The organism is Staphylococcus sp. 191 (assembly GCF_011174885.1).
GTDB lineage: Bacteria > Bacillota > Bacilli > Staphylococcales > Staphylococcaceae > Staphylococcus > Staphylococcus coagulans.
Map to the genome: position 1 here is coordinate 181,608 of NZ_PNRJ01000004.1, position 22,966 is coordinate 204,573.

General features: G+C 34.1%; 23 protein-coding genes and 1 pseudogene. 1 reads left to right on the top strand and 23 read right to left on the bottom strand.

What is annotated here, in order from left to right:
- Window positions 1-48 precede the first annotated feature (48 nt).
- The 4 genes from grpE to lepA all read right to left on the bottom strand — a co-directional run bounded on the left by grpE (window position 49) and on the right by lepA (window position 4,798).
- On the bottom strand, window positions 49-654 hold the full coding sequence (grpE, locus tag C1H58_RS04975; RefSeq protein ID WP_165545521.1) for a nucleotide exchange factor GrpE: 606 nt from the start codon (window positions 652-654) through the stop codon (window positions 49-51).
- A gap of 42 nt (window positions 655-696) precedes the next feature.
- Window positions 697-1,686, bottom strand: a complete 990-nt coding sequence (hrcA, locus tag C1H58_RS04980; RefSeq protein WP_165545522.1) for a heat-inducible transcriptional repressor HrcA — start codon at window positions 1,684-1,686, stop codon at window positions 697-699.
- Window positions 1,687-1,789: 103 nt separating this feature from the next.
- A complete protein-coding gene (gene hemW, locus C1H58_RS04985; protein WP_060829833.1) occupies window positions 1,790-2,911 on the bottom strand; it encodes a radical SAM family heme chaperone HemW in 1,122 nt (373 codons plus the stop codon).
- Window positions 2,912-2,974: 63 nt separating this feature from the next.
- On the bottom strand, window positions 2,975-4,798 hold the full coding sequence (gene lepA, locus C1H58_RS04990) for a translation elongation factor 4 (protein ID WP_050330776.1): 1,824 nt from the start codon (window positions 4,796-4,798) through the stop codon (window positions 2,975-2,977).
- A gap of 299 nt (window positions 4,799-5,097) precedes the next feature.
- On the opposite strand from lepA, the gene rpsT reads away from it, so the two are divergent.
- Window positions 5,098-5,346 carry a 30S ribosomal protein S20 gene (gene rpsT / locus C1H58_RS04995; protein ID WP_016425221.1) on the top strand — a complete coding sequence of 83 codons (249 nt, stop codon included), beginning with the start codon at window positions 5,098-5,100 and terminating at the stop codon, window positions 5,344-5,346.
- 329 nt (window positions 5,347-5,675) lie between these two features.
- Here the strand turns inward: rpsT and holA are convergent, their stop codons facing one another.
- From holA to pxpB, 19 genes and pseudogenes are all read right to left on the bottom strand, one after another.
- Window positions 5,676-6,650, bottom strand: coding sequence for a DNA polymerase III subunit delta (gene holA / locus C1H58_RS05000; protein WP_165545523.1), 975 nt, complete (start codon window positions 6,648-6,650; stop codon window positions 5,676-5,678).
- Window positions 6,651-6,721: 71 nt separating this feature from the next.
- Window positions 6,722-8,863 (bottom strand): DNA internalization-related competence protein ComEC/Rec2, encoded by a 2,142-nt coding sequence (locus C1H58_RS05005; protein WP_242681001.1) that lies wholly within the window; start codon window positions 8,861-8,863, stop codon window positions 6,722-6,724.
- Window positions 8,864-8,952: 89 nt separating this feature from the next.
- The gene (locus C1H58_RS05010) at window positions 8,953-9,417 is read right to left on the bottom strand and encodes a ComE operon protein 2 (protein ID WP_165545525.1); all 465 of its coding nucleotides are present in this window, start codon (window positions 9,415-9,417) and stop codon (window positions 8,953-8,955) included.
- A 712-nt stretch (window positions 9,418-10,129) separates the two neighbouring features.
- On the bottom strand, window positions 10,130-10,768 hold the full coding sequence (locus C1H58_RS05015) for a helix-hairpin-helix domain-containing protein (RefSeq protein ID WP_165545526.1): 639 nt from the start codon (window positions 10,766-10,768) through the stop codon (window positions 10,130-10,132).
- Between the two features lie 49 nt (window positions 10,769-10,817).
- Entirely contained in the window at window positions 10,818-11,543 is a 726-nt protein-coding gene (locus tag C1H58_RS05020) for a class I SAM-dependent DNA methyltransferase (protein WP_241415585.1), read from the bottom strand.
- Window positions 11,540-11,896 (bottom strand): ribosome silencing factor, encoded by a 357-nt coding sequence (gene rsfS / locus C1H58_RS05025; RefSeq protein ID WP_016425228.1) that lies wholly within the window; start codon window positions 11,894-11,896, stop codon window positions 11,540-11,542. Before rsfS ends, C1H58_RS05020 begins: the two co-directional genes overlap by 4 nt.
- A gap of 3 nt (window positions 11,897-11,899) precedes the next feature.
- Window positions 11,900-12,480, bottom strand: a pseudogene (gene yqeK, locus C1H58_RS05030) (bis(5'-nucleosyl)-tetraphosphatase (symmetrical) YqeK); the annotation flags it as partial.
- A complete protein-coding gene (gene nadD, locus C1H58_RS05035) occupies window positions 12,458-13,039 on the bottom strand; it encodes a nicotinate (nicotinamide) nucleotide adenylyltransferase (protein WP_165545529.1) in 582 nt (193 codons plus the stop codon). The gene nadD and the pseudogene yqeK, both read right to left, overlap by 23 nt.
- Before the next feature lies 1 nt (window position 13,040).
- The gene (gene yhbY, locus C1H58_RS05040) at window positions 13,041-13,334 is read right to left on the bottom strand and encodes a ribosome assembly RNA-binding protein YhbY (RefSeq protein ID WP_050330768.1); all 294 of its coding nucleotides are present in this window, start codon (window positions 13,332-13,334) and stop codon (window positions 13,041-13,043) included.
- Between the two features lie 13 nt (window positions 13,335-13,347).
- On the bottom strand, window positions 13,348-14,157 hold the full coding sequence (gene aroE / locus C1H58_RS05045) for a shikimate dehydrogenase (RefSeq protein ID WP_165545530.1): 810 nt from the start codon (window positions 14,155-14,157) through the stop codon (window positions 13,348-13,350).
- A 13-nt stretch (window positions 14,158-14,170) separates the two neighbouring features.
- Window positions 14,171-15,271 (bottom strand): ribosome biogenesis GTPase YqeH, encoded by a 1,101-nt coding sequence (gene yqeH, locus C1H58_RS05050; RefSeq protein ID WP_050330766.1) that lies wholly within the window; start codon window positions 15,269-15,271, stop codon window positions 14,171-14,173.
- Window positions 15,272-15,799: a YqeG family HAD IIIA-type phosphatase gene (locus C1H58_RS05055; RefSeq protein WP_165545531.1), complete on the bottom strand. Its 528-nt coding sequence runs from the start codon at window positions 15,797-15,799 to the stop codon at window positions 15,272-15,274.
- 69 nt (window positions 15,800-15,868) lie between these two features.
- A complete protein-coding gene (locus C1H58_RS05060; RefSeq protein ID WP_165545532.1) occupies window positions 15,869-16,555 on the bottom strand; it encodes a 5'-methylthioadenosine/adenosylhomocysteine nucleosidase in 687 nt (228 codons plus the stop codon).
- A gap of 587 nt (window positions 16,556-17,142) precedes the next feature.
- Entirely contained in the window at window positions 17,143-18,381 is a 1,239-nt protein-coding gene (locus C1H58_RS05065) for an NRAMP family divalent metal transporter (protein ID WP_165545533.1), read from the bottom strand.
- Window positions 18,382-18,384: 3 nt separating this feature from the next.
- Window positions 18,385-19,143: a 5-oxoprolinase subunit PxpA gene (pxpA, locus tag C1H58_RS05070; RefSeq protein ID WP_165545534.1), complete on the bottom strand. Its 759-nt coding sequence runs from the start codon at window positions 19,141-19,143 to the stop codon at window positions 18,385-18,387.
- Entirely contained in the window at window positions 19,133-20,503 is a 1,371-nt protein-coding gene (locus C1H58_RS05075; RefSeq protein ID WP_165545535.1) for an acetyl-CoA carboxylase biotin carboxylase subunit, read from the bottom strand. The genes pxpA and C1H58_RS05075 overlap by 11 nt, the downstream gene beginning before the upstream one ends.
- A gap of 14 nt (window positions 20,504-20,517) precedes the next feature.
- Window positions 20,518-20,958 carry a biotin/lipoyl-containing protein gene (locus C1H58_RS05080; RefSeq protein WP_165545536.1) on the bottom strand — a complete coding sequence of 147 codons (441 nt, stop codon included), beginning with the start codon at window positions 20,956-20,958 and terminating at the stop codon, window positions 20,518-20,520.
- The gene (locus C1H58_RS05085) at window positions 20,949-21,974 is read right to left on the bottom strand and encodes a 5-oxoprolinase subunit C family protein (protein WP_165545537.1); all 1,026 of its coding nucleotides are present in this window, start codon (window positions 21,972-21,974) and stop codon (window positions 20,949-20,951) included. The genes C1H58_RS05080 and C1H58_RS05085 overlap by 10 nt, the downstream gene beginning before the upstream one ends.
- Entirely contained in the window at window positions 21,964-22,698 is a 735-nt protein-coding gene (pxpB, locus tag C1H58_RS05090; RefSeq protein WP_165545538.1) for a 5-oxoprolinase subunit PxpB, read from the bottom strand. Before pxpB ends, C1H58_RS05085 begins: the two co-directional genes overlap by 11 nt.
- Between the last annotated feature and the right edge of the window lie 268 nt (window positions 22,699-22,966).

Sequence of the window (22,966 nt, forward strand, 5' to 3'; positions counted from 1 at the left end):
AAATTTCAAACATTGTTATTTTTACATAAATGGTATTTTCAGTCAAAATTATTGATTTACTTTTACCATTGAAGCACGTAATACTCTGTCATTCAATTTATAACCTGGTTGTAACTCTTCTGTGATTTGTCCAGATTCATAATCCGGATGATCATCTTGAATTACAGCTTGATGATAGTTCGGATCAAATTGTTCGCCTTCTGTTTTGATACGTTCTAATCCGTTATCCTCAAGTGCTTTAGTAAGGCTATCATAAACCATTTCTACACCTTTTTTAAGTGAATTGAATGATTCGTCATCACCTTCTATTTTTAAAGCGCGCTCAAAATTATCTAATGTAGGCAATACATCAGTAAGTACACTTTGAGCTTGATATTTCTTTTGAATTTGTGCTTCATTTTGAATACGTCGTTTATAATTTTCAAATTCAGCATACAAACGAAGATACTGTTCTTCTTTTTCATCTAGCTTAGATTTTAAAGATTCAATTTCTTCATCTCTTGGATCTACTGTTTCAGTCTCTTCGCTATTTTCTGAACTACTTTCATTTTCAGTTTGAACATCTTCTACAGGTTCAGAAGATAAATTTTCATTTCCATTCTGTTCCGGTTCAATTTTTTCTTCGTTATCACGAATGTCTTTTTCCTCTGACATTTTCAAACCTCCATTACGTATAAGCATGCGTGTATGCCTATTTTATGATATTCGACTAAGCAATTGTATCACGTTTTGATAACGCATTGCTGTAGGACCGATGACGGCGATATAACCATTCAAATCTTTTTCGATTTGATATGGGCTAGTAAGAATGGCTACACCATGCAAATTGTTCTCAATTTCAGTACCAATGCGTATATTGATTGGATGATTAGAAACTTTATGAATAAATTCTGTAATCTGCTCAGACTCAATATACTTCAAGATAGGTTGAATGGATGCTACATTTGATTCATTTAACCCTTCAATTAATTGATGTTTGCCACCTAAGTAGACATGAGATGATTCGTCTTTATTGTATTGTTCAATTAACTGATAAATATGCATGATTAAGTTGATTTCTTTATCATCAAAGCCTAACATACGATACATTTCAAAATGATGATTTTGGCCATCGTTGAGAAATGTATGAATACTTTGAGAAAGATAATTTGAAACTTTGATAATAGATTGATCATCAATGGTTTGCTGTGTGGAAACATGTAAATGTTTAACATGTCCAGTTTTATAAACCAGTACAACAATTAAATGATGAGGGTTTACCTTCATTAAATGTACATCTAAAATAGTGGACTTTGAATGATCAGGTCCTATTACAAGAGTTGTGTAATGTGTTTGAATTGAAAACACTTTTGCAAAGTTATCTAATGTAGATGAAATATCATAATGATGATTGACAAACATTTCATGTAAACTGAGATGACTTTGCTCATCTGAATCTAATGACGCCTCTAACAATCGATTGGCATATAGCCTAAACCCTTGTTCAGAGGGCACGCGCCCAGAAGAAAAATGTGTTTTTTTAATTAAATCATTTTCTTCTAAAGACTTCATGTCGTTTCTAATTGTCGCAGGACTAACATCAACATTATGTCTTCGTATTAGTGTATTAGAACCGATTGGTTGTCCTAATTCAACATAATCTTCAACAATCGCATTTAAAATGCTTAATTGTCTTCGTGTAATCATGTTTTTCACCTCATTAGCACTCTTTTGTTTCAAGTGCTAACTATAATTTATCAAATTGGTCAAAGTAAGTCAATGTTAAAGCATCAAATATCAAAAAAAGATTTTACACCTGTATAAATGCTTCAAAGACTTCATTTCCTACTATTCGACCTTTATCTGTAAGCTTTATTTCCGTAGGTGAATTTTCAATGAGTCCTTGTTTTTCCAATTTTAAAATTTCTTTAGAATATACGTCTTCTAAACGTCGTTGATACTTCATTTGGAATGTATCTTTATTGACACCTTGGTTCATTCTAAGTCCTAAAAACATTTCTTCTTCAATCTGTTCTTGTTCAGTAGGTTCTGTTTCAGATAACCTTGGTTTCAAACCTTGGTTGACTTTTTTAATATAATGATTAACGGGATTTACATTTGTATATCTAATCCCGTCAATATAGCCACTTGCGCCAGCACCAAACCCATAATAACTTTCATTTTTCCAATAAACTTTATTATGTGCAGATTCATGATTGTCTTTTGCGAAATTAGAGATTTCATATTGGTGTAATTCACTTTTTTTGATTCGATTCATCAAGAAATTATACATTTCAGCACCAATATCTTCATTAGGAAGCTTTAACTTTCCTTTTCGATATTGGTTATAAAATTGGGTCTGAGGTTCTAAAATAAGTCCATAACTTGATAAATGATCAATATTCAAAGATAAAGCTTCATCAAGACTAGTTTGAAATTGTTTTAAAGTTTGACCCGGCAAATGATACATCAAATCTAAACTAATAGATGGAATGTCATAATATCTTGCATTTTCAACCGCTTGATAAATATCGGATTTTTGATGACTACGCCCTAAAGTTTTGAGTAAATCATCATCAAACGTTTGGACACCAAGTGACAAACGATTTACCCCATATGATTTGAGTAAAGCTACTTTTTCAGCCGTTAATTCATCTGGGTTAGCCTCAAAAGTGTATTCTCCTAAAATTTTAAATTGTTGTTGAATCGTTTCTAATAGGTATGTGAGTTGCTCTACTGACAAAGCTGTAGGGGTCCCTCCGCCCACGAACAAAGTCTCTAATGTAGAGGCATTTGATTGCTTTATTTCCTCTCTTAAGCATTGTAAATAAGCATCAACTGGTTGATTTTGAATGAAATATTTATTGAAATCACAATAAGTACAGATTTTAACGCAAAAAGGAATATGAATATATGCACTTTTCACTATCATCATGTCACCCCATAAAATATGCCCCCTAAACACCTTAATGTATGGGGAGCATATAACAAAATTTTATTCTTCATCCATTTTTAATACGGCTAAGAAAGCGTCTTGAGGTATTTCAACATTACCTACTGCTTTCATTTTCGCTTTTCCTGCTTTTTGTTTTTCTAATAATTTACGTTTACGACTAATGTCGCCACCATAACATTTAGATAGCACGTTTTTACCCATTGACTTAATATTTGTACGCGCCACAATTTTATGTCCAATTGCAGCTTGAACAGGCACTTCAAATTGTTGACGCGGAATAAGCGTTTTTAATTTTTCAACTAAAACTTTACCTCGTGCATATGCAAAATCACGGTGAACGATAAAACTTAAAGCATCAACTTTATCTCCGTTTAAAAGGATATCCATTTTAACAAGGTTACTTTCTTTATTTTCGATAAACTCATAATCAAATGACGCGTATCCTTTAGTATTTGATTTGAGTTGATCGAAGAAATCAAATACGACTTCAGATAGTGGAAGTTCGTATACAATATTTACACGTATATCATCTAAATAATCCATGTTGATAAATTGACCACGTTTACGTTGACATAATTCCATAACTGCACCTACGTAATCGTTTGGTACCATCATTGTTGCTCTTACATAAGGTTCATATATTTTATCAATTTGATCTCTCTCTGGCATTTGAGCTGGGTTGTCGACTTGTAGCTGATCACCATTTCTCAATACCACAGTGTAAATAACTGAAGGCGCTGTCGCAATCAATTCAATTCCAAATTCTCGTTCAATTCGTTCTTGAATAATTTCCATGTGTAACATACCTAAAAATCCAGTTCGATAACCGAAACCGAGTGCCTTTGATGATTCGGGCTCAAATTCAAGAGAAGCATCATTAAGTTGTAATTTTTCTAATGCTTCACGTAAATCATTATAATCTTTATTATCAATTGGGAATAAGCCACAATAAACCATCGGATTCATTTTCTTATACCCTTTTAATGGTGTCTCAGCAGGGTTTTCCGCATGTGTGATAGTATCCCCAACTCGAGAATCGTCTACATTTTTAATGCTTGCAATAATATAACCTACATCGCCTACTGTTAATTCGTCTACAGGCAATTCTTTTGGTGTATTAATTCCGACTTCAGTCACTTCGAATGTTTTTCCTGTCGCCATCATCTGAATGCGGTCGCCTGCTTTAACGACACCGTCAACGACTCTAATAGATGAAATAACCCCTCTATATGGATCATACTCTGAGTCGAAGATTAAAGCTTTTAAAGGTGCACTAGGGTCACCATCTGGTGGTGGTACCATTTCAACAATTTTTTCTAAGATTTCATCTATACCTATGTTTGATTTTGCACTTGCTAATACTGCATCGTCTTTATCTAAACCGATGACGTCTTCTACTTCTTGTTTGACGCGTTCAGGTTCTGCGGCAGGTAAATCTATTTTATTAATAACAGGAATAAGCTCTAAGTCATTATCCAATGCTAAATATACATTCGCTAATGTTTGTGCCTCTATTCCTTGAGCAGCGTCAACGACTAAAATCGCACCTTCACACGCAGCAAGAGAGCGAGAGACTTCATAAGTAAAGTCGACGTGACCTGGTGTATCAATAAGATGGAAAGTATAAGTTTCACCATCATTGGCTTCATATTTTAAGCGAACTGCATTTAATTTAATTGTGATCCCACGTTCGCGTTCTAAATCCATTGAATCTAATAGCTGTGCTTGCATTTCGCGAGATTCTACTGTTTTCGTATTTTCCAGTATACGATCTGCTAAAGTGGATTTTCCGTGATCTATATGTGCTATGATCGAAAAATTCCTGATATATTTACGTCTATTTAAACGTTCTTGATTATCCATATCATCATACTCACTTTCATAAAATTACCCGTCAATTAACGATTACATCTTTGCTATAATAACGTTTTTAAGTTATAAATGCAACTGAGTCTAGAGGTGTTTAATGTTAATATTTCTATTATAACCTATTTTCTTAAACAATCCTGAATAGGCCTTATATTTCGTGAGTTTTTATTGAATTATCAAAAAATACAGCTACACTTGAATTAATCGTTGCACATTGATTTGAGTTTTGATAGAATGAATCTTGTTGTAATCAAATTATTTTGATACCAAGATGATTATAGGAGGTGTCTTTCATGCCCAATATTAAATCTGCAATTAAACGTGTGAGAACAACTCATACAGCTGAAAGCAAAAACATTTCTCAAAAGAATGATATGCGTTCTGCAGTCAAAAATGCTAAAAAAGCTATTGAGACAAATGCCGATAATAAACAAGAATTAGTAAGCAATGCAATTAAACGTATTGATAAAGCTGCTCAAAAGAATTTAATTCATTCTAACAAAGCTGATAGAATGAAATCTAAATTGATGTCAGCAAAATAATTCAATATTTGTTTGAAAGTTATAGATTATGAGTGTGGGACATTCGTTCCCTCTAGCATTAATCATTAAAAGCTTTTATTAAGCATTAATGTGGTTATTTATTGCTAATTTCATTAATTTAATAACTTTCATAGGTTGAGACTTACCAATGTCTCAACCTTATTTTTTTGCAACAAAATCTTAGTCATTTAATCAACCATTAGAAAAATATTAACGGTTGATTAAATAAACACTTAAAATGTAATGTGGTTCGCCATAAAAAGTTGAATGAAGAAAACGCACCGTAGCACATAACTATTTGAGAGTGTCGCGGAACTAATCGCCATACGCTACAAGCTAAGTATAAATAATTCTAAAATTAAAACTTTATCCATATAGGAAGACTTAAGTTTATAATCTGTTTCAGTGCATCGATCAATAATCGATAATAATGATTCTAATTGATATCTTTTAACTTGGTTGAGTGCTAATTTAACTCGATAAGGGTGTGCACCAACAGTTTTAGCAATTTGTTGCCCAGAATAACCTTTTTGACTCAAAATTTTGGTTTGATAATACAATCGATAATTACTAGTGATAAGTGCTAATAATTTAATAGGTTCTTCTTTAAGCTGAATTAAATCTTTAATGAGTTGAATTGCCTTATCCTTTTGACCTTTTTGAATATATTCGGTTAATAGAAAAACATTTTGCTCAAGACTTCTATTAACAATCATTTGTATATCGTCTTTATTTATGACGGGGCGCTCTCCTACAAATAATAGCAACTTATCAAGCTCTTGTTTTATAACACGATATTGTACGCCTGTTAATGATAATAAGTGCTCTAATGCATCTTGTTTAATTTCCTTATAAGATGTATTTAGATACGTTTTAATCCAATTCAACATTTCTTGTTCTGACATTTGTTCAATTTTTTTAATTGATGCATGCTTTTTTAAAGTTTTTACAAGCTTCTTTCTCTCATCTAATTTCGCTGATTGGACTTGAAATATCAGTAAAGCTTCCCCATCGTATTTTTCTATAAATGCTTGTAACGCATCTGTATGAGCAATGTAATCTTTAGGTGGTTTTTCTCCTGTAAAAACGAAACTATTTTGAACAACAATCACTTTTTTATTTGAAAATAGCGGAAGTGTCAAAGCTTCTTCGATAATTGTATGAATATTGACCTCATATAAATTATACTTTACATAATTAAAATCATCCTTAGGTTCATTATCAAGATAATGATCGGTGAGTTGATATGTTTCGCGGTCTATTAACTCAGGGACTTCCCCATGAATGACGTGAATGTTTGACATACATATACTTCCTCTCTTATTTCTCAATCGTATTTATACATTATATCATGAAAAGTAAAGGTGATTCCTATTTATGAAGCTTTCTCAGTATGAATTTGATACGATGTCTTACCTTTATCATTAAATTCGATATTTATATGATGATTATCAGCGGTGTTATATACTTTTGCATGAATGGCCCTTAGCTTTTGAATAGTAGTTGGATGTGGCAAATGATAGACATTATTTCTACCTGCTGATATCAGTGCGATTTGAGGTCGTATTTCATTGATAAAGGATGTTGATGAACTCGTTTGACTTCCATGATGTCCTACCTTTAAGATTTGAATTTTCGGTAAGCGATAATTAGCGAGTAGCTTCAGTTCATTTTTTTCTGTAGCATCCCCCATTAGTAAGATATGGGTTTGATCAATCGATGCTAAAGTAATGATTGAATGTTCATTTGGGTCAGCACTGTTTTCAATATTTGTATCCAATAGAGTAAATTTAAATGCGCCTAAATCGATAAAAGAAATGTCTTTATAGGACAGTAATTTTGTATGTTGGCTTTTCGCAATATTTTGAATCCATTGCAACTTTTCTTGGTTAAAATGAGAAGGATTAATAATAATATTTTTGATTTTGATATACTTTGAAATATGCGCAAGTTCGCCTAAATGATCATTATGATCATGAGTGATAATTAAATAATCAACATGATGAATACCCCTCTTTTTAAATAACGGATAAGTTGATTTTTCCGTGATGTTGTAGTTTTGTTTTTTCATGCTCCCATGTTCAGCTAAACCGCCAGTATCAATTAGGAGTGTTTTACCATTTTTATTTTGGAAGAATATGGCATCGCCTTGTCCAACATCTAAAATCGTCATTTGGTTAGGATAATTTGGATGTAAGTGAGTCGCTATAAATAGGAAAGAAACAGCAGTCAAAAAGAACAAGAGATATTTTTCATTAGAAAGGAAGTAAAGAAGAATAAAAGTAACGATTGTAATCATTAAAAACCCAACTTCTCCAAAATCTGCAATGGGAAAATGATACTGCGTAAGCGGTTGTAAACCTTTTAAAATGAAATTTTGTATCGTGAAAATAATCATCGACAAAGGCTTAAAAAGGAATAACAAAGAGGGATATATTAATGCACATAGACCTACAATGAATGAGAAAGGGATGATGACAAAACTATATAGTGGAATAAAGATAATATTGCTGATAATCCCCTGCCATTGTATTTCATTAAATTGGAGATAGTTGATTGGCAAAACCGCAACAATTGAAATCACAGATGCTAAAATAAGCGAATAGACGAACTGATACTTATTTAAAAGATCTTTCATCAAAATAAGAACACTACTAATGAGAAACGAATAGATAAAACCTAGATGATTGTGATATTGAATATTCAAAAACGACATGAAAATATACACACATGCTAATGCTTGTATCGACGTGAAATGAAAGTATTTTGAAAGTATTAAAATTAACATTGTCATTAATACAGCTCTTTGTGCACTGGGGCTTGCATTAACAAATATAAGGAATAAGGGTAGAAAGAGAAGTAATAGAGATTCAATCACATAAATGGGAATGGGTAACCGCTTAGTGAACATATAAAAAAGCGCAATTAATATACTCACATGTGTCCCACTAATCGCATATAAATGTGATATACCCAAGTCTCTCGCTCGTGCCTTGATTTCACTAGACATATCATCTGTGGAGCCTGTAGCAATTGCTAATATTTCACCTTGGCCTATAAAATGATGCGCTCTAATGCGTTCAATCAAACTATTACGTGCATACATGATATAGTCTTTAAATTTGGGTTGCATGCTTATACATCTATTAAAATCAATTTTTTTAACAAAAAGAACTTCCAATTGTGAAAGGTGTTGAGGATCACGATATATTCCCTTCACCGGACAAGCATGGTTCAGAAAGAAATTAGCATTTGGAACGTTGATTTTAGTTTTAAAAGGCGCTTTTAAAACTAACTGTTTATTAAAGTCTGATATATTTGCCGTAAGTAATCCTTCCTTGATTAAAGGAAGAGAAGAAAAATGAATCAATACGTTCTTTTTCTCATTTGGTTGTTGAGTATAGGAAGGTTGAATATGTTCTAAAGGCGCATGTTGCTTTTTTTCAATTCCATACCCTATCGATACGATTAAAAAACTGATCACCATCAATAATTTGTTTTTTCTTTTCCTATACATAGTAATTAATATAATGAAAAATAGAAAAAGCGCAGCCATTAAATGATGATAAGCGATTTGACCAATAATATAGCATAATAAGAGATAGGTCATTTTGTATTAAGAAGATAATTAGCAATAGTTTGAGCATTAAAGTCGATCTTTTCAAAATTAATTCCAGATTGCTTTAATAACTGGATTGCATAGGGATGATTATGGTAATCTTCGGCATAATAAACGGTTTTGATTCCGGCTTGAATTATAGATTTTGTGCAATTTAAGCATGGAAAATGCGTCACGTAAATTGTAGCCCCATCTGTTGAGACACCTTGCTTGGCGCATTGCAATATTGCATTCATTTCTGCATGAATCGTTCTAATACAATGACCATCTTCTAACAAACAACCTTCATCAATACAGTGGACTTCTCCTGAAACTGAGCCATTATAGCCTCCAGCAATAATCCGATTGTCTTTAATAATAGTTGCACCGACTGATAATCGAGTACAAGTTGATCTCAATGCAAGTAAATGTGATTGTGCCATGAAATAGTCATGCCATTGAATACGTTTCAATTTAAGCCACTCCTCGAAGTTATTTCCAATGATTCTTTATTAAATTATAACTTTTTCTATAGTATTTCACTAGTTAGATTCTACAATCAGACTGAAAAGTAAGATTTGATTCTCTGGTTTTACCTCAATAATCACCCGTTATAACACATCTGAATGAGATTTCAGCATATAGATAGGTTTTACATATGAATTCACCAAAAATGATAAAGTATAAAAACGGTTTCTATACGGTTCGATCTCATACACTTTATGAGAGATTATTTAGGTTTGGATTGTTCAACGGTAGACGCTACACCACCGTCAGCACCTTTATGTGCATCTTGTATTTTCATACAAGCACAGACTATATCTTTTCCGTTGGCATTATCCAATACGGCGAAACCACTTCCACACGCTTGTGTGTACTTCCCTCAAGAGGAATAGTCGTTGAACCTTCCTATTTCTAGGCTTGGCTGCTAGTTGCCCATTGTAAAAACACTTAGGTTTTAACCTTATGTCATCCTGCTTATTTTTTCTGCAGTTTCGCAACCTTCACGCTTGAGTTTGATTATCTCTACGTTGTGGTCAAGCAGGCTTTAGGGTTTTCAAGCAATTCAATTTCTTTGTTGGACAGTCGTACTGTCACGATGTGCAGATTTCTCTACACACTGAATAAAAGAGGCGCTTTGACTTGAAAAATACATCTAAAATGTCAAAAGCTGGGGTCTTTTCATTATTCAAACGTTTTATCACCGATACCTTTAATTTCTTTCAATTCATCAACAGCATTAAAGCCATTGTGTTCTTCTCTATATTTAATGATTGTTTGGGCTTTCGAAGGTCCAATTCCAGGAACTTGGGTCAAGTCTTTTTCTTCTGCTGTATTTAAATTAATGAGTTGATTTGAATCTGAAGTCTCATGCTCTTTACCTAATGATTCAGCATGTGCCCCAACTTGTTGTTTATCGTTAACAGTTGGAATATAAATCATCTTTTGATCACGTAACTTTTCGGCTAAATTAACCGTTGATAAATCTGCGTTCTTAAGTGGCTGAGCTTTATCCAATAAATCCTTTATACGCGCGTTAGGTTTCATTTCGTATGTTCCCGCATGCTTTATTGCACCTTTTATATCGACTATGACGGTTGAAGGCATCGTCTGTTCATTTGGCTTGGATTGCTTATCTTTCCCAACACTTGACTCTATCAAATCACTTTGATGTGGCAGAGATATAACATCTTTTGATTCTTTGCTGTCAAATCCCGTAAAAAAGAATATAGAACAAAGAATAATGATTAATGAAGAAATACATAGACATAAGTGAATCTTATAGTGCTTAAGCAAATCAAAAACATGTTGTGTAGATCGCATAAAAAACCTCCTTGCGTTTATTTACACGCAAAGAGGGATGGTTTTACTTCTATTTTTTTGCTATAAAAAAGAGTCGATCACTCTCACTATTTTTATTACTATAATCGAAATCATAAAATGTTTCAATATCTTTAAAACCAACTGCTTTAAGCATTTCTATATACTGGGCTTTTTCTAACGTCCGTTGAAACTGTGATTCATCTCTTCTTAAATATTGACCGTCTTCTGTTCGGATGAAAAATGTTAAATCATGCCAAACACTATGAGGTAATTCGCCAGTTTCGGTTTGCCATACGAGCGTTAAGTCTTCACGATCATCTAAATAAACTTGTTGGTTGAACTGTGTATCCATTTTATAAATACTGTGCACATCAAAGATAAAACTTCCTTGTTGTTTGAGATGATGGAAGACATGATTAAAAGTTGCCATTACATCCGCTTCTTCTACAACGTAATTTAAACTGTCACAAAGAATCGTCACTAAATCAAATTGGCGATTTAAGTTAAATGCTGTCATATCTCCTTGTATCCAGTTTACATGTTCAGATTTTTGCTGTGCACGTGCTATCATCTCAGGACTTAAATCCATTCCTACTACCTCGGTCGCTAGTTGTGGTAAAAACTGTGTTAAATTACCAGTCCCGCAACCAATATCTAAGATGGAATGAGCTTGAGCGGCATGAAGCGTATCCTTTATAATGGCAAGCCATTTATCATAAGGCTGATCATCAGTTAATCGATCATAAAATACACTTAAATTCTCATATTGCATTATGAACTCATAACCTCTTTATATCCCATCATTTCTACATCTTGATAAAGTTTTTCTAAATTGTAATAACTGCGTTCATCTTTATGGAAAACATGAACAACAACATCTGCTAAATCAATTAAAATCCATCGGCCTTCATTGAAACCTTCTATACGTTTCACTGTAACGCCTTGTTCTTCCGCTTGTTCTTTAACAGCTCTTGCGATAGCTTGAACTTGTCTTTCATTGTTTCCATGACAAACAACAAAGTAATCTACAATATCAGAAATGCCATGCATATTAAGTGAGATAATATCTTCGCCTTTTTTATCGTCTGCAGCTTTAACAGCTAACATGAGTAAGTCTTTTACGTTCATTGAATCATCCTTTAATTAGAGTCGTTTAAATTGTAATAATTAAGACAATCAATAGTTGATTGAAAAACATTAACATCTTTGTTCACAAGATACAATACTGTACGTTTGGATATTTCATATATTGTTCTATCTAAGCCTACACCATTATAGACCATATCGCGTATTTCATCTACACCGGGTGTTTTACGTCCAGGTTCGATATAGTCAGCGATAAACACTAGTTTTTCAGTTTTCGTCATTTTTTTACGACCTGTTGTATGATTATAGATTGCTAATAAAATTTCTTTATCGTTTAGACCATATTGATGTTTCATCAATGCCGCACAAACAGGACCGTGTAAAATCTCAGAACCATAACCTAAAAGCTCGTGATCTAACTGATAGCGCGTCACTTTTTGATATAAAAAGCTGAGGTCGTCATATTTACAAAAATCATGTAAAATACCTGCTAATTCCGCTTTTTCTTTATCCCCTTCATAAATATCTGCTAATTTAACAGCTGTTTCTGCAACACGCATTGAATGTTCGAATCTTTTTTTAGGTAACTTTTGCTTAACCAATTCAATTGCAAACGCTTGATCCATATAACCCCTCCTTAAAAATATACTGTTCGACATTTAACGGTACCCACATATGAATCGTTTTGTCTTGCTTACAACGTTCACGAATTTCAGTTGAGCTGATTTCGATATTAGGAATATCAATCGGTTGGATAGATTCTGATTGTGATTGGATTGGATAGCCTCTATTAACAACAATAAAAGTAACGATTTTCTTTAATTCCTCAATTTTATACCACTTGTCTAATTGTTCATATTGGTCAGTGCCAATTACAAAATAGAGTTGCGCGTCTGGCTCTTCATTTTTAATTGCGACTAATGTATCGTAAGTGTAACTTTTTCCTTTACGATGTATTTCGTCTAAACGAAGTGTGCCAAATCCCAGATTTTGAATGACAAGTTCGACCATTTTTAAACGATGTTTGACATCGATTAAACCGGTCGGTGTCTTTAAAGGCGACATGTAACTCGGTATAAAATAAAACGCATCCGGTCTAATCTGGTCATTCACCTCGCTCGCAACCATCTCGTGACCACTGTGAATTGGATTAAACTGTCCTCCATAAATAACGATTTTTTTCATATTAAGGGAGTTCAATCGTTTTATTTTCTTTAGATTCCTTATAAAGAACAATCATAGATCCAATCAGTTGAACCAATTCACTTTGAGTTTCATTTGCTATTGTTTCTGCAAGTGTGGCCTTATCTTCTAAATTATTTTGTAAAATATGAATTTTAATTAATTCTCGTTTTTCAAGAATATCTTTAATTTGAACAATCATATTTTCATTTATACCTGATTTTCCAATTTGAAATGTAGGGTCAACATGATGTGCTTGACTCCTTAAATATCTCTTTTGTTTTCCTGTTAACGCCATAATAGCCTCCTTATTAATTCGTGTCATTTAATTTCTTTAGTACAGCTTGTCTCATTTCTGAAATGTTACTTTCTAGGCCCGTCCAAATCTTAAAACTTTCTGCGCCTTGAAAAACAAACATATCCAAACCATTGTATATCCTATACCCTTTTTGAGCAGCTTGCTTTAAAAATGAAGTTTGTAAAGGGTTATAAATGATGTCACATACAAGTACACTAGGCTTTAATTTTTGAAAAGTAATGATACTATCAGTAGATTGATGCATGCCTACTGGCGTTGTATTAATAATAATATCAAATGTCTCCAATAGAGGATGAACCTCATTCAAAGTATACTTAAGCACATCAAATTTCCAACTGTCAAAGCGTGCCATTGTCCTATTGGCAACCGTAATTGGAAGTTTGCATACTTTTTTTAATGCATACGCGATTCCCTTACTCGCCCCACCTGCACCTAAGATAAGGATTTGTGCGTCACTTAAATCTCCATATTTTGATTGCAATCCTTTAACAAAGCCGAGGCCATCAGTATTGTGCCCAATCCACTGATTATTGATAATTTGAACAGTGTTCACTGCACCAATTGCTTGCGCCTCTTCAGTAAGTGAATCTAAAAAAGAGATGATACGCTCTTTATGAGGAATAGTGACATTAAAACCATCTAAATCTCTTTCGGAAATGATATCTTTAATATGGTGAAAATCCTGTTCTGGAATATTAAGCGCTTCATATTGATCGTTTAAATTTAAACTTTTAAAATTTGTCTGATGCATGATGGGTGATAAAGAATGGTCGATTGGATGCCCGATAACTGCAAATTTCATACATGCTCACTCCTTACATAATGGAAGGTCTTAATGTCACTTCAACATTTTTAGGAACCGTCACATCTAACTCTGCACCAGCGTCAACGGTAACGAAGCCTAAACCAGAAATCATGATGTCTTTTTTCTCATTTCCTGTATTCAAATGAATCGTATTGAGTTGTTCAAAATCAAAGTCTTGAGGTTGGGACGGTGGTGTTAATAGTGAACCAAGTTGAGTTTTCCATAATTGATCAGCTTTTTCTAGCTTAGTTCTGTGGATGTGAAGCTCGTTAGAAAAATAACAAACTAGAGGTCGTTTTCCTCCTTTTAAATAATCGACACGAGCCAACCCTCCAATAAACAAGCTTTGTAATTCATTGAGTTGATAAACGCGCTGTTTAATTTCTTTTTTAGGCATAATGATATTGAGCTCTTTTGTTGTTACAAAATGTGTCATTTGATGTGCCTGTATAATACCTGGTGTATCATACATGTCACTTTGATCATCAATTGGGATATCTATCATATCAAGTGTTGTACCTGGTACTTTAGATGTTGTGACAACATCTTTTTCTCCTACGCTTTGTTCTATTAAGCGATTAATCAATGTCGATTTCCCGACATTTGTTGTGCCAACAATATACACATCTTGCCCGTCACGATGCTTTTCAATCGTTTGGAGAAGTTCATCAATACCGAACCCTTTATGTGCAGAAATGAGACATACATCTTCAGGATATAAGCCATAATTTTTAGCAGATTTTCGTAACCACTCCGTTACACGACGCTTATTAATTTGTTTTGGTAATAAATCAACTTTATTCGCTGCTAAAATAATTTTTTTATTTCCTACAATTCTTTTAATTGCATTAATAAACGAACCTTCAAAATCAAACACATCTACTAAATTAACTACAATTCCAGGTTTGTTCGATAGGCTATTCAATAATTCAAGAAAATCATCACTATCCATACCGACATCTTGAACCTCATTGTAGTTCTTTAAGCGGAAACAACGTCGACAAATGACGTCTTCTTTTCCCATGCTTGCTTTTGGGACGTAACCAGGTTTTTGAGGGTCAGTCGATTGTAGGACTGCACCACAACCGATACACTTTAAAGTTTCAGTCAATTAAGATTCCTCCCATTTAATATAACCTTTTCGCTTGAAATGATTTAATAAGCGTCTCTCTAATAGCCGGTTAAACTTAGTGATAAATCCATCTGAATTTTTAACTGGGACAACCATAATTGTATATAAACCACTGCGATTCCCACCAAATACATCTGTTAACATTTGATCTCCAATGACTACGACCGTATCTTTCTCTAACCCCATTTGATGTGTTGCACGTCTTAGAGATTTTCCACGTGGTTTTTTAGCTTTAAAAATATAATCTACATTTAAGTTTTGGCAAAAAGATTTCACTCTTTTTTCATTATTATTAGAAACAATCGTTACTTTCATGTTTCTATCTTCAAGGCCTTTAAACCATTCCTGAACTTTAGGTGTGGGATCTGCTTCATCCCAACCTACTAATGTATTATCTAAATCTGTAATGACACCTTTAATATTTAGTGCGTGTAATTCGTCAAAGTCGATTTCATGAATTGATTTGACATATTGGTTAGGCAAAAATAATCGCTTGATAATACCCATTATAATCCTCCATTTTAAAATACTTCATTCGTAGTATTATAACACAATATCTTCTTAAAAGCGCTTTGTTTATAATTCTTTGACTAATTCACTAACCATTTTGCTTGAAGACTGTGAGGCTACTTTTAAAAATGCTTCAAAAGTCATTCCTGCTTCTTCATCTGCTAAATCAGATATTGCACGTGTAATGATAAATGGCGTATTAAATTGGAAACACGTTTGAGCGATGGCTGCAGCTTCCATTTCAGCTGCTAAAGCATGTGGGAATGAAGCTAAAATTGTTTGACGTTGCGCGTTGGTACCAATAAAGCTATCTCCCGATACAATAAGGCCTTCTTTACCATTTTGGCTTAAAGATTTTAAAACTTTATCTACTTTTTCAAATAATTCTTGATCCGCTTTGTACGTTGCTGGCATGCCAGGTATTTGCCCTATTTCATAACCAAAAGCGCGTGCATCAGCATCATGATATGCCACCTCCGAACTAATGACAACATCCCCTAATGACAAGCCAGGTTGAAGTGCACCTGCTGATCCAGTATTTATAATATACGATGGTTTAAATTCGTTGATTAATAATGCCGTTGAGATAGCAACATTGACTTTACCAATTCCGCTTTGTGTTAAAATAATCTCTTTGTCATTTAAAAAGCCTTTATAGAAAACAGTGTGTGCGATTTTGATCTCTTCTAACCCCACCATCTTAGATTTTAAAATTTCTATTTCTTCTTCCATAGCACCAATAATGCCAATCATAATATTTCCTCCTGTTACACATGTTGAATTATTACTATTTAATCGATAAAAGGTATAATTTTAATTATAAAAGTTTAAGTTGCTTATAAATTTAGGATGTCGCATAGTTTACACAATTCTCATCATTGTATCTAGTAAAGTGCCATTAATTCAAAACAAGAAATACACATCTATAAAATGCAACACCCTAACTATCCTCACACATCCGATACCTTACCTTTGCTATTTTATCACACTTAGACCTACAACTTCATAATAAAAAAATGGGAGCGGGACAGAAATCAAAACGATTTCGTCGTCCCGCCCCGGCAAGGATGAGTAGGACTGTTCGAGCTTGAAAGCGAAGAAGCGTCCACTCATCTACTGCGCTTTTATGGATGATTGAAAACATATCACGCGGGACAGAAATCAAAACGATTTCGTCGTCCCGCCCCGGCAAAGATGAGTAGGACTGTTTGAACATAAATATATAAAAAAACAGGGTGACATTTGTCATCCTGTTAACACTTGTTTGCAAAGATTGTATTAAAATCATCGTATCCTAATTTTGAAACATTTTCTTATAACCTCAGATTTTAAATCCAATCTTATTGATTCCATAAAGCTGCTAAACCTTGTAAAGAGAAAAACCCTGTAAAAATGGTAACGACAACTGCTACAATCCCAAATATAAGCATCCAAGTTGGGTGTTTATAGTCACCTACGATTCGTTTATTTTTTGAAGCAATCAAAATTGTTCCCAATACAATTGGAAGAATTAATCCATTAAGTGCACCTGCAATAATCAGTAATTTTACAGGTTTACCAATAAATAAGAATATCAAAGTAGAAATAACTATGAAGGCTACAACAACATAGTTATCATAAGTTTTAATTTTATGATGTAATGTTTTTATGAAAGTTGTACTTGTATATGCAGATCCAATAACAGATGACATCGCAGCAGCAAAGAGAACAACACCGAAAATATTTTTTCCAATCGGTCCTACTGCATGTTCGAAAACTGAAGCTGGTGGATTATCTTGATTCAATGTCACACCAGTAACCACGACACCTAAAACAGCTAAAAACAAGAGCGCTCTCATCACACCTGTTGTGAGGATACCTGTTATTGCCGAACGGTTCACAAAAGGTAAATAATTTTCTCCTTTAATACCTGCATCTAATATTCGATGCGCACCAGCAAATGTAATATATCCCCCAACGGTACCCCCGACCAATGTAATGATAGGTAATACGAGTGACGAAGGATTTTCAGGTAAAATCATATGTTTTGCTGCATCAAGATAAGGCGGATGAGACTGCACCATGACATATGCAACAGTCGCAATCATCACGACACCTAATATCATTGTCACAACGTCCATAATCTTTTGACCATTTTTTGAGATAAACACTAATATCGCGATGGCAGCTGTAACCGCTGAACCTACTCTAACATCGAGTCCAAAAATAGCATTAAGTCCTAATCCAGCACCAGCAATGTTTCCAATATTAAATGCTAATCCCCCTATAGCAATTAATATTGAGATGAAAGTTCCTAATCCTTTAATAACTTCATTCGCAATTTCTTGGCCACGATAACCAGTCACAACAAGGATACGCCAAATATTAATTTGTGCACCGATATCTATAATGATAGAGAGCAATATTGCAAAAGCGAAACTCGCCATAAATTGTTGTGTAAATACAGCAGTTTGCGTTAAAAAGGCAGGCCCAATTGCAGAAGTAGCCATTAAAAATACAGAGCCTAACAACAGTCTCTTATGTGTTTTTGTGAATTGAAAACTTTCATTATTCTCAATTTGATTTGGATCTTTATTCATTTATTAACCCCCTAATGTATTGATATCAACATTTTCATCTGAGAGATGCGATCGAATTTGTTTAACGAAATCCAGTGCATGAGCACCATCCCCGTGGACACAAATAGTATCTGCTTTGATATCTATTATTTCACCTGAAATCGTTTTAACAGTACCTTCTTTAACCATTTGTAAAACTTGTTCAATAGCCTCATGTGAATCTTCGATAACGGCGCCTTCCTTTTTACGACTGACTAATTGGCCGTCATTCTCATATCTACGATCGGCAAAAACTTCAGAAGCCACATTTAATCCTTGCTTTCTTCCCTCCTCAATCAAAATAGAATTTGAGAGCCCCATTAAATATAATTTTGGGTCTATTTGATGGATTGCAGAAGCAATCGCCTTTGCGATGTCTGCATTTCTAGAAGCCATTTGATATAAAGCCCCATGTGGTTTCACATGATTAAGTTTGACGCCTTGAATGTCGCAAAAAGTTTTTAAGGCACCAACTTGATAGACCACCATATTAAAAATTTCCTTTAATGACATGTCTAAGTTTCGACGACCAAAACCCTGCAAGTCAGGAAAACCTGGATGTGCACCGATACCTACATGATTTTGTTTGGCAAGTTTAACTGTTTCAGCCATAACATTTTCATCACCCGCATGAAAACCACATGCAATATTTGCAGATGTAATTAAAGGTATGACAGATTGATCGTTACCAATTTTGTAATTACCAAAGCTTTCACCTAAATCACAGTTTAAATCAATTTTCATTTTCAGTGGCCTCCTTAAATATGTTATGTCGGTCTAAAAATTTAATATCTACTTCTTTTGCATCTCCTTCAAAATATGGCGGATACGAAAGTAATGCATATAAAAAGTCTGCAGTCGTACTAAAACCATCTATAACGAGTTCATCTAATGTTACTTTTAATTTTTCAATCGCATGTTGTCTAGATTCACCTTTGACTATGACTTTAGCTACAAGTGAATCGTAATATGAAGATACAGTATAACCGCTGTATAAAAGCGAGTCAACTCGTATATTGAAGCCATGAGGGAAATGAAGGCGTTGAACTGTACCCGGTGTCGGACGGAACCCTTTTTCAGGATCTTCAGCGTTAATTCTTGCTTCTATGACATGGCCTTTAAACGAAATATCTTCCTGATTTAAATCGAGTTGACCGTTCTTCATTATTAATAATTGTTGGCGAACTAGATCAATATCCGTACGCATTTCAGTCACTGTATGCTCGACTTGAATACGTGCATTCATTTCAATAAAGTAATAAGCATCCTCCGTAACGAGAAACTCAATCGTTCCTGCACTTCTATATTGAGCAGCTTGAGCTACTTTGACAGCATCATTACAAATCTTTTCTCTTTTTTCATCACTTAAAGCGCTACATGGCGATTCTTCAATCAGTTTTTGGTTTTTTCTTTGTACAGAGCAATCTCTCTCGCCTAAATGGATATATTGTCCTTGTCCATCACCTAAAACTTGAACTTCAACATGTTTTGCTACAGGGATAAATGCCTCAACATAAACACGATCATCGTTAAAATATTTATTACCTTCGCTTTTGGCTTCTTTAAATGCGCGTTCTAATTGAGATTCGTCTTTAACAATGCGAATACCTTTACCGCCTCCACCACTTGCCGCTTTAATAACAAGTGGATAACCAATTTCTTCTGCAAGTTTTTCAATTTCTTCAATATCTTCTACAGACGATTTTGAACCAGGAATGACTGGCACGCCTGCTTGGTCAACGGTTTGTCTCGCAGTAATTTTATCTCCCATTAATTTCATTGTTTCTTTAGTAGGGCCAATAAAATAGAGGCCTTCGCTTTCTACTTTTTCAGCAAAAACTGGGCTTTCAGATAAGAAGCCATAGCCCGGATGAATTGCATTTGCATTTGTAACTTCTGCGGCTGACAAGATTTTACGAATATGCAAATAACTATCAAGTGGATTAGGCTGCCCGATGCAGACGGCGTCATCAGCGAGTTTCACATGCAAACTATCTTCATCACCAACGGCATAAATCGCGACAGACTCCATCCCCATTTCTCTAAGCGCTCTTATAATACGTACCGCTATTTCTCCTCTATTTGCAACTAATACACGATACATGCTTTCACCCCCCATTATTTTAAAGTTACAATTGCTTGATTAAATTCGACATTCTCACCGTGGCCAATTAAAATTTCTTGGATTTCTCCATCCTCATCAGCAGTAACTTCATTCATAACTTTCATCGCTTCAATGTAGCCGATAATATCTCCTTTATTGACTTTGTCGCCAACTTTAATAACGGGTTTAGTTAATTCTTTTTCATCTTGCAAATAGAATGTTCCTATCATTTGTGAGCGAATCGCTTTTGATTCATTTTCTTCTTGCTTTTGTACATTCTCATTTGTGTTTTGAGCTACTTGTAATGGAGAAGCGTCAAATTGTTCAATTGATTGACCGTTAGTATTAGTAAACAAGTCCAATTCAAGTTCAATATCATCATCTTTATATTTAAAGTGTTTCGCACCGTAATGATTTAACAAGTTTAATGTTTGTTCGATTTGTTTTAAATCCATGGTAATTGATCTCCTTTAAGAACAGTTTTAATTTTTTGCTGTGTAGGTCGAATGTTTTTTAAGAAACGTTGCGGTTGTTTACGAATTTTAGCTTTTGCGTCATCAAGCTTACGTCGCTTTCTTGCTAAAATTTCGTTAGCTTCATTAAATGTGATCCATTCAAATTTTATTGTTTCTCCAGGTTGTTTTTGTGCAATATCAACGATGTCACAATCAATGACAGTACCAATTTTTGTGTACCCGCCAACCGTCTGTCTGTCATTTAATAAAATAATTGGATTGCCATCTTTAGGCACTTGAACACTACCTAATGCAACAGGTTCAGAAATAATATCGGCGCTTTGGAAGGGTTGAATCGATTGCCCTTTTAAACGATAGCCCATTCGGTCTGAACTTTCTGAAATTTTGAATTCAAATTGCTCAATCTCCTTAATTGTTCGTCTTGTAAAAGATTCAAGTTGTGGTCCATCCATGATGCCGATCGGTAAGTGTCTTGCTTTATTAAAACTAGAGTAATCACTTGAACGCCCGATTAAACTGAGATCTATACGACCTGGCATGGTTTTCAAAATATCATTTTCCTTTAATTGACGCCCTTTATAGCCACCAATTCGTGTCCGAGTATGTGTAGAATAGCTCCCTTCGACTTTTGGGATATCTAATATTTCAGCAAACCCGATATAGCCTCGCATTCCTTTTTCTACTTTTCCTACATCGAGTACGTCGCCCTTTTCTACCTTAATTACTGTTTGGTGAGGAATAGGTTCGTTATTTAAAGTAGCTGAAAATTGTGCTCCTGTTAATGCCATTAAATTTCTTCTTAAAAACTTGATTTTAGGTCCAATCATTGTCACTTCAAGTGCGGGTTGGTTTTCCGTTTCTAATAAAGTATTTAATATTTCATAACTCGGCCGATCTAATACACCAGCAGGTGAATACCCTTCAAACTGATGACTATAACGTCCCATATCTTGAACTGTGGTAAATAATCCGGGCTTTAATATTTTAATCGACATCTTCAATCATCACCCATTCATCATAATCTAGCTGATTTTTTTGTACATTTTTTTGTACATGCAGGAATTTTTCCTCATTAATGGAATAAAATTTTATTTTATCTCCAGGTTTATACAATATTTTAGGATCCCTATGGGGATTAAAAACATCAATAGGTGTTCTTCCTATAATTTGCCACCCACCGGGAGAATCTGAAGGATACAGACCTGTTTGATTATTTGCAATACCGACTGATCCCGCTTTTATTTTAATTCTTGGCTCTTCTTTTCTCGGAGTATGGAGCTTCTTGTTCAATCCTCCTAAAAACGGAAAGCCTGGCATAAAGCCAATCATATAAACGAGATAAAATGCTTCAGTATGATATTGAATTACTTGCTCTATTGACAATTGGTTATGGGCAGCAACGACGTCTATGTCAGGTCCCCATTTCCCTCCATATAGCACAGGTAAATTAATAATTCTACGCTGCCCTTGTGCGTTATGTTCATGATTATAATTCAGTTGATTGAGTTCAAGTTCTTCAATTAATGTTTCAAAAGTAATACGGATACCATCAAAATAAACTAAAATTGCTCGATAAGACGGCACAACTTCTTGTATATATGGATGTTTTTTTGAACGAAGATAATCAACCACAAAATTAACATTTTCAAAGACATCTTCACTTATTTCGGATTTAAAATAAATCATGAACGATTGCTCACTGATTTGACGAAAATTCAATTGTAGCCCCCCTTTATAAAAACCCTTACATATTCCCATTTTATCATTTTGTAAAAGTCCATCGCAATGAAGCGTTGTATTAACAAATAGCTACGAAACGTTGTTATTCAAATTTAATTAAATAAAGTTATTTTTAAAGTTTTTAATTCAAAAAAAGAAACGGTGATTAAACCATACACCGAATCAAAAAAACAAATTTATGGTTCTTTGTCAACATCGGTTGGCGAGACGATAACGCATTAAGCAACGTTATTTTGTTGTTTAATGC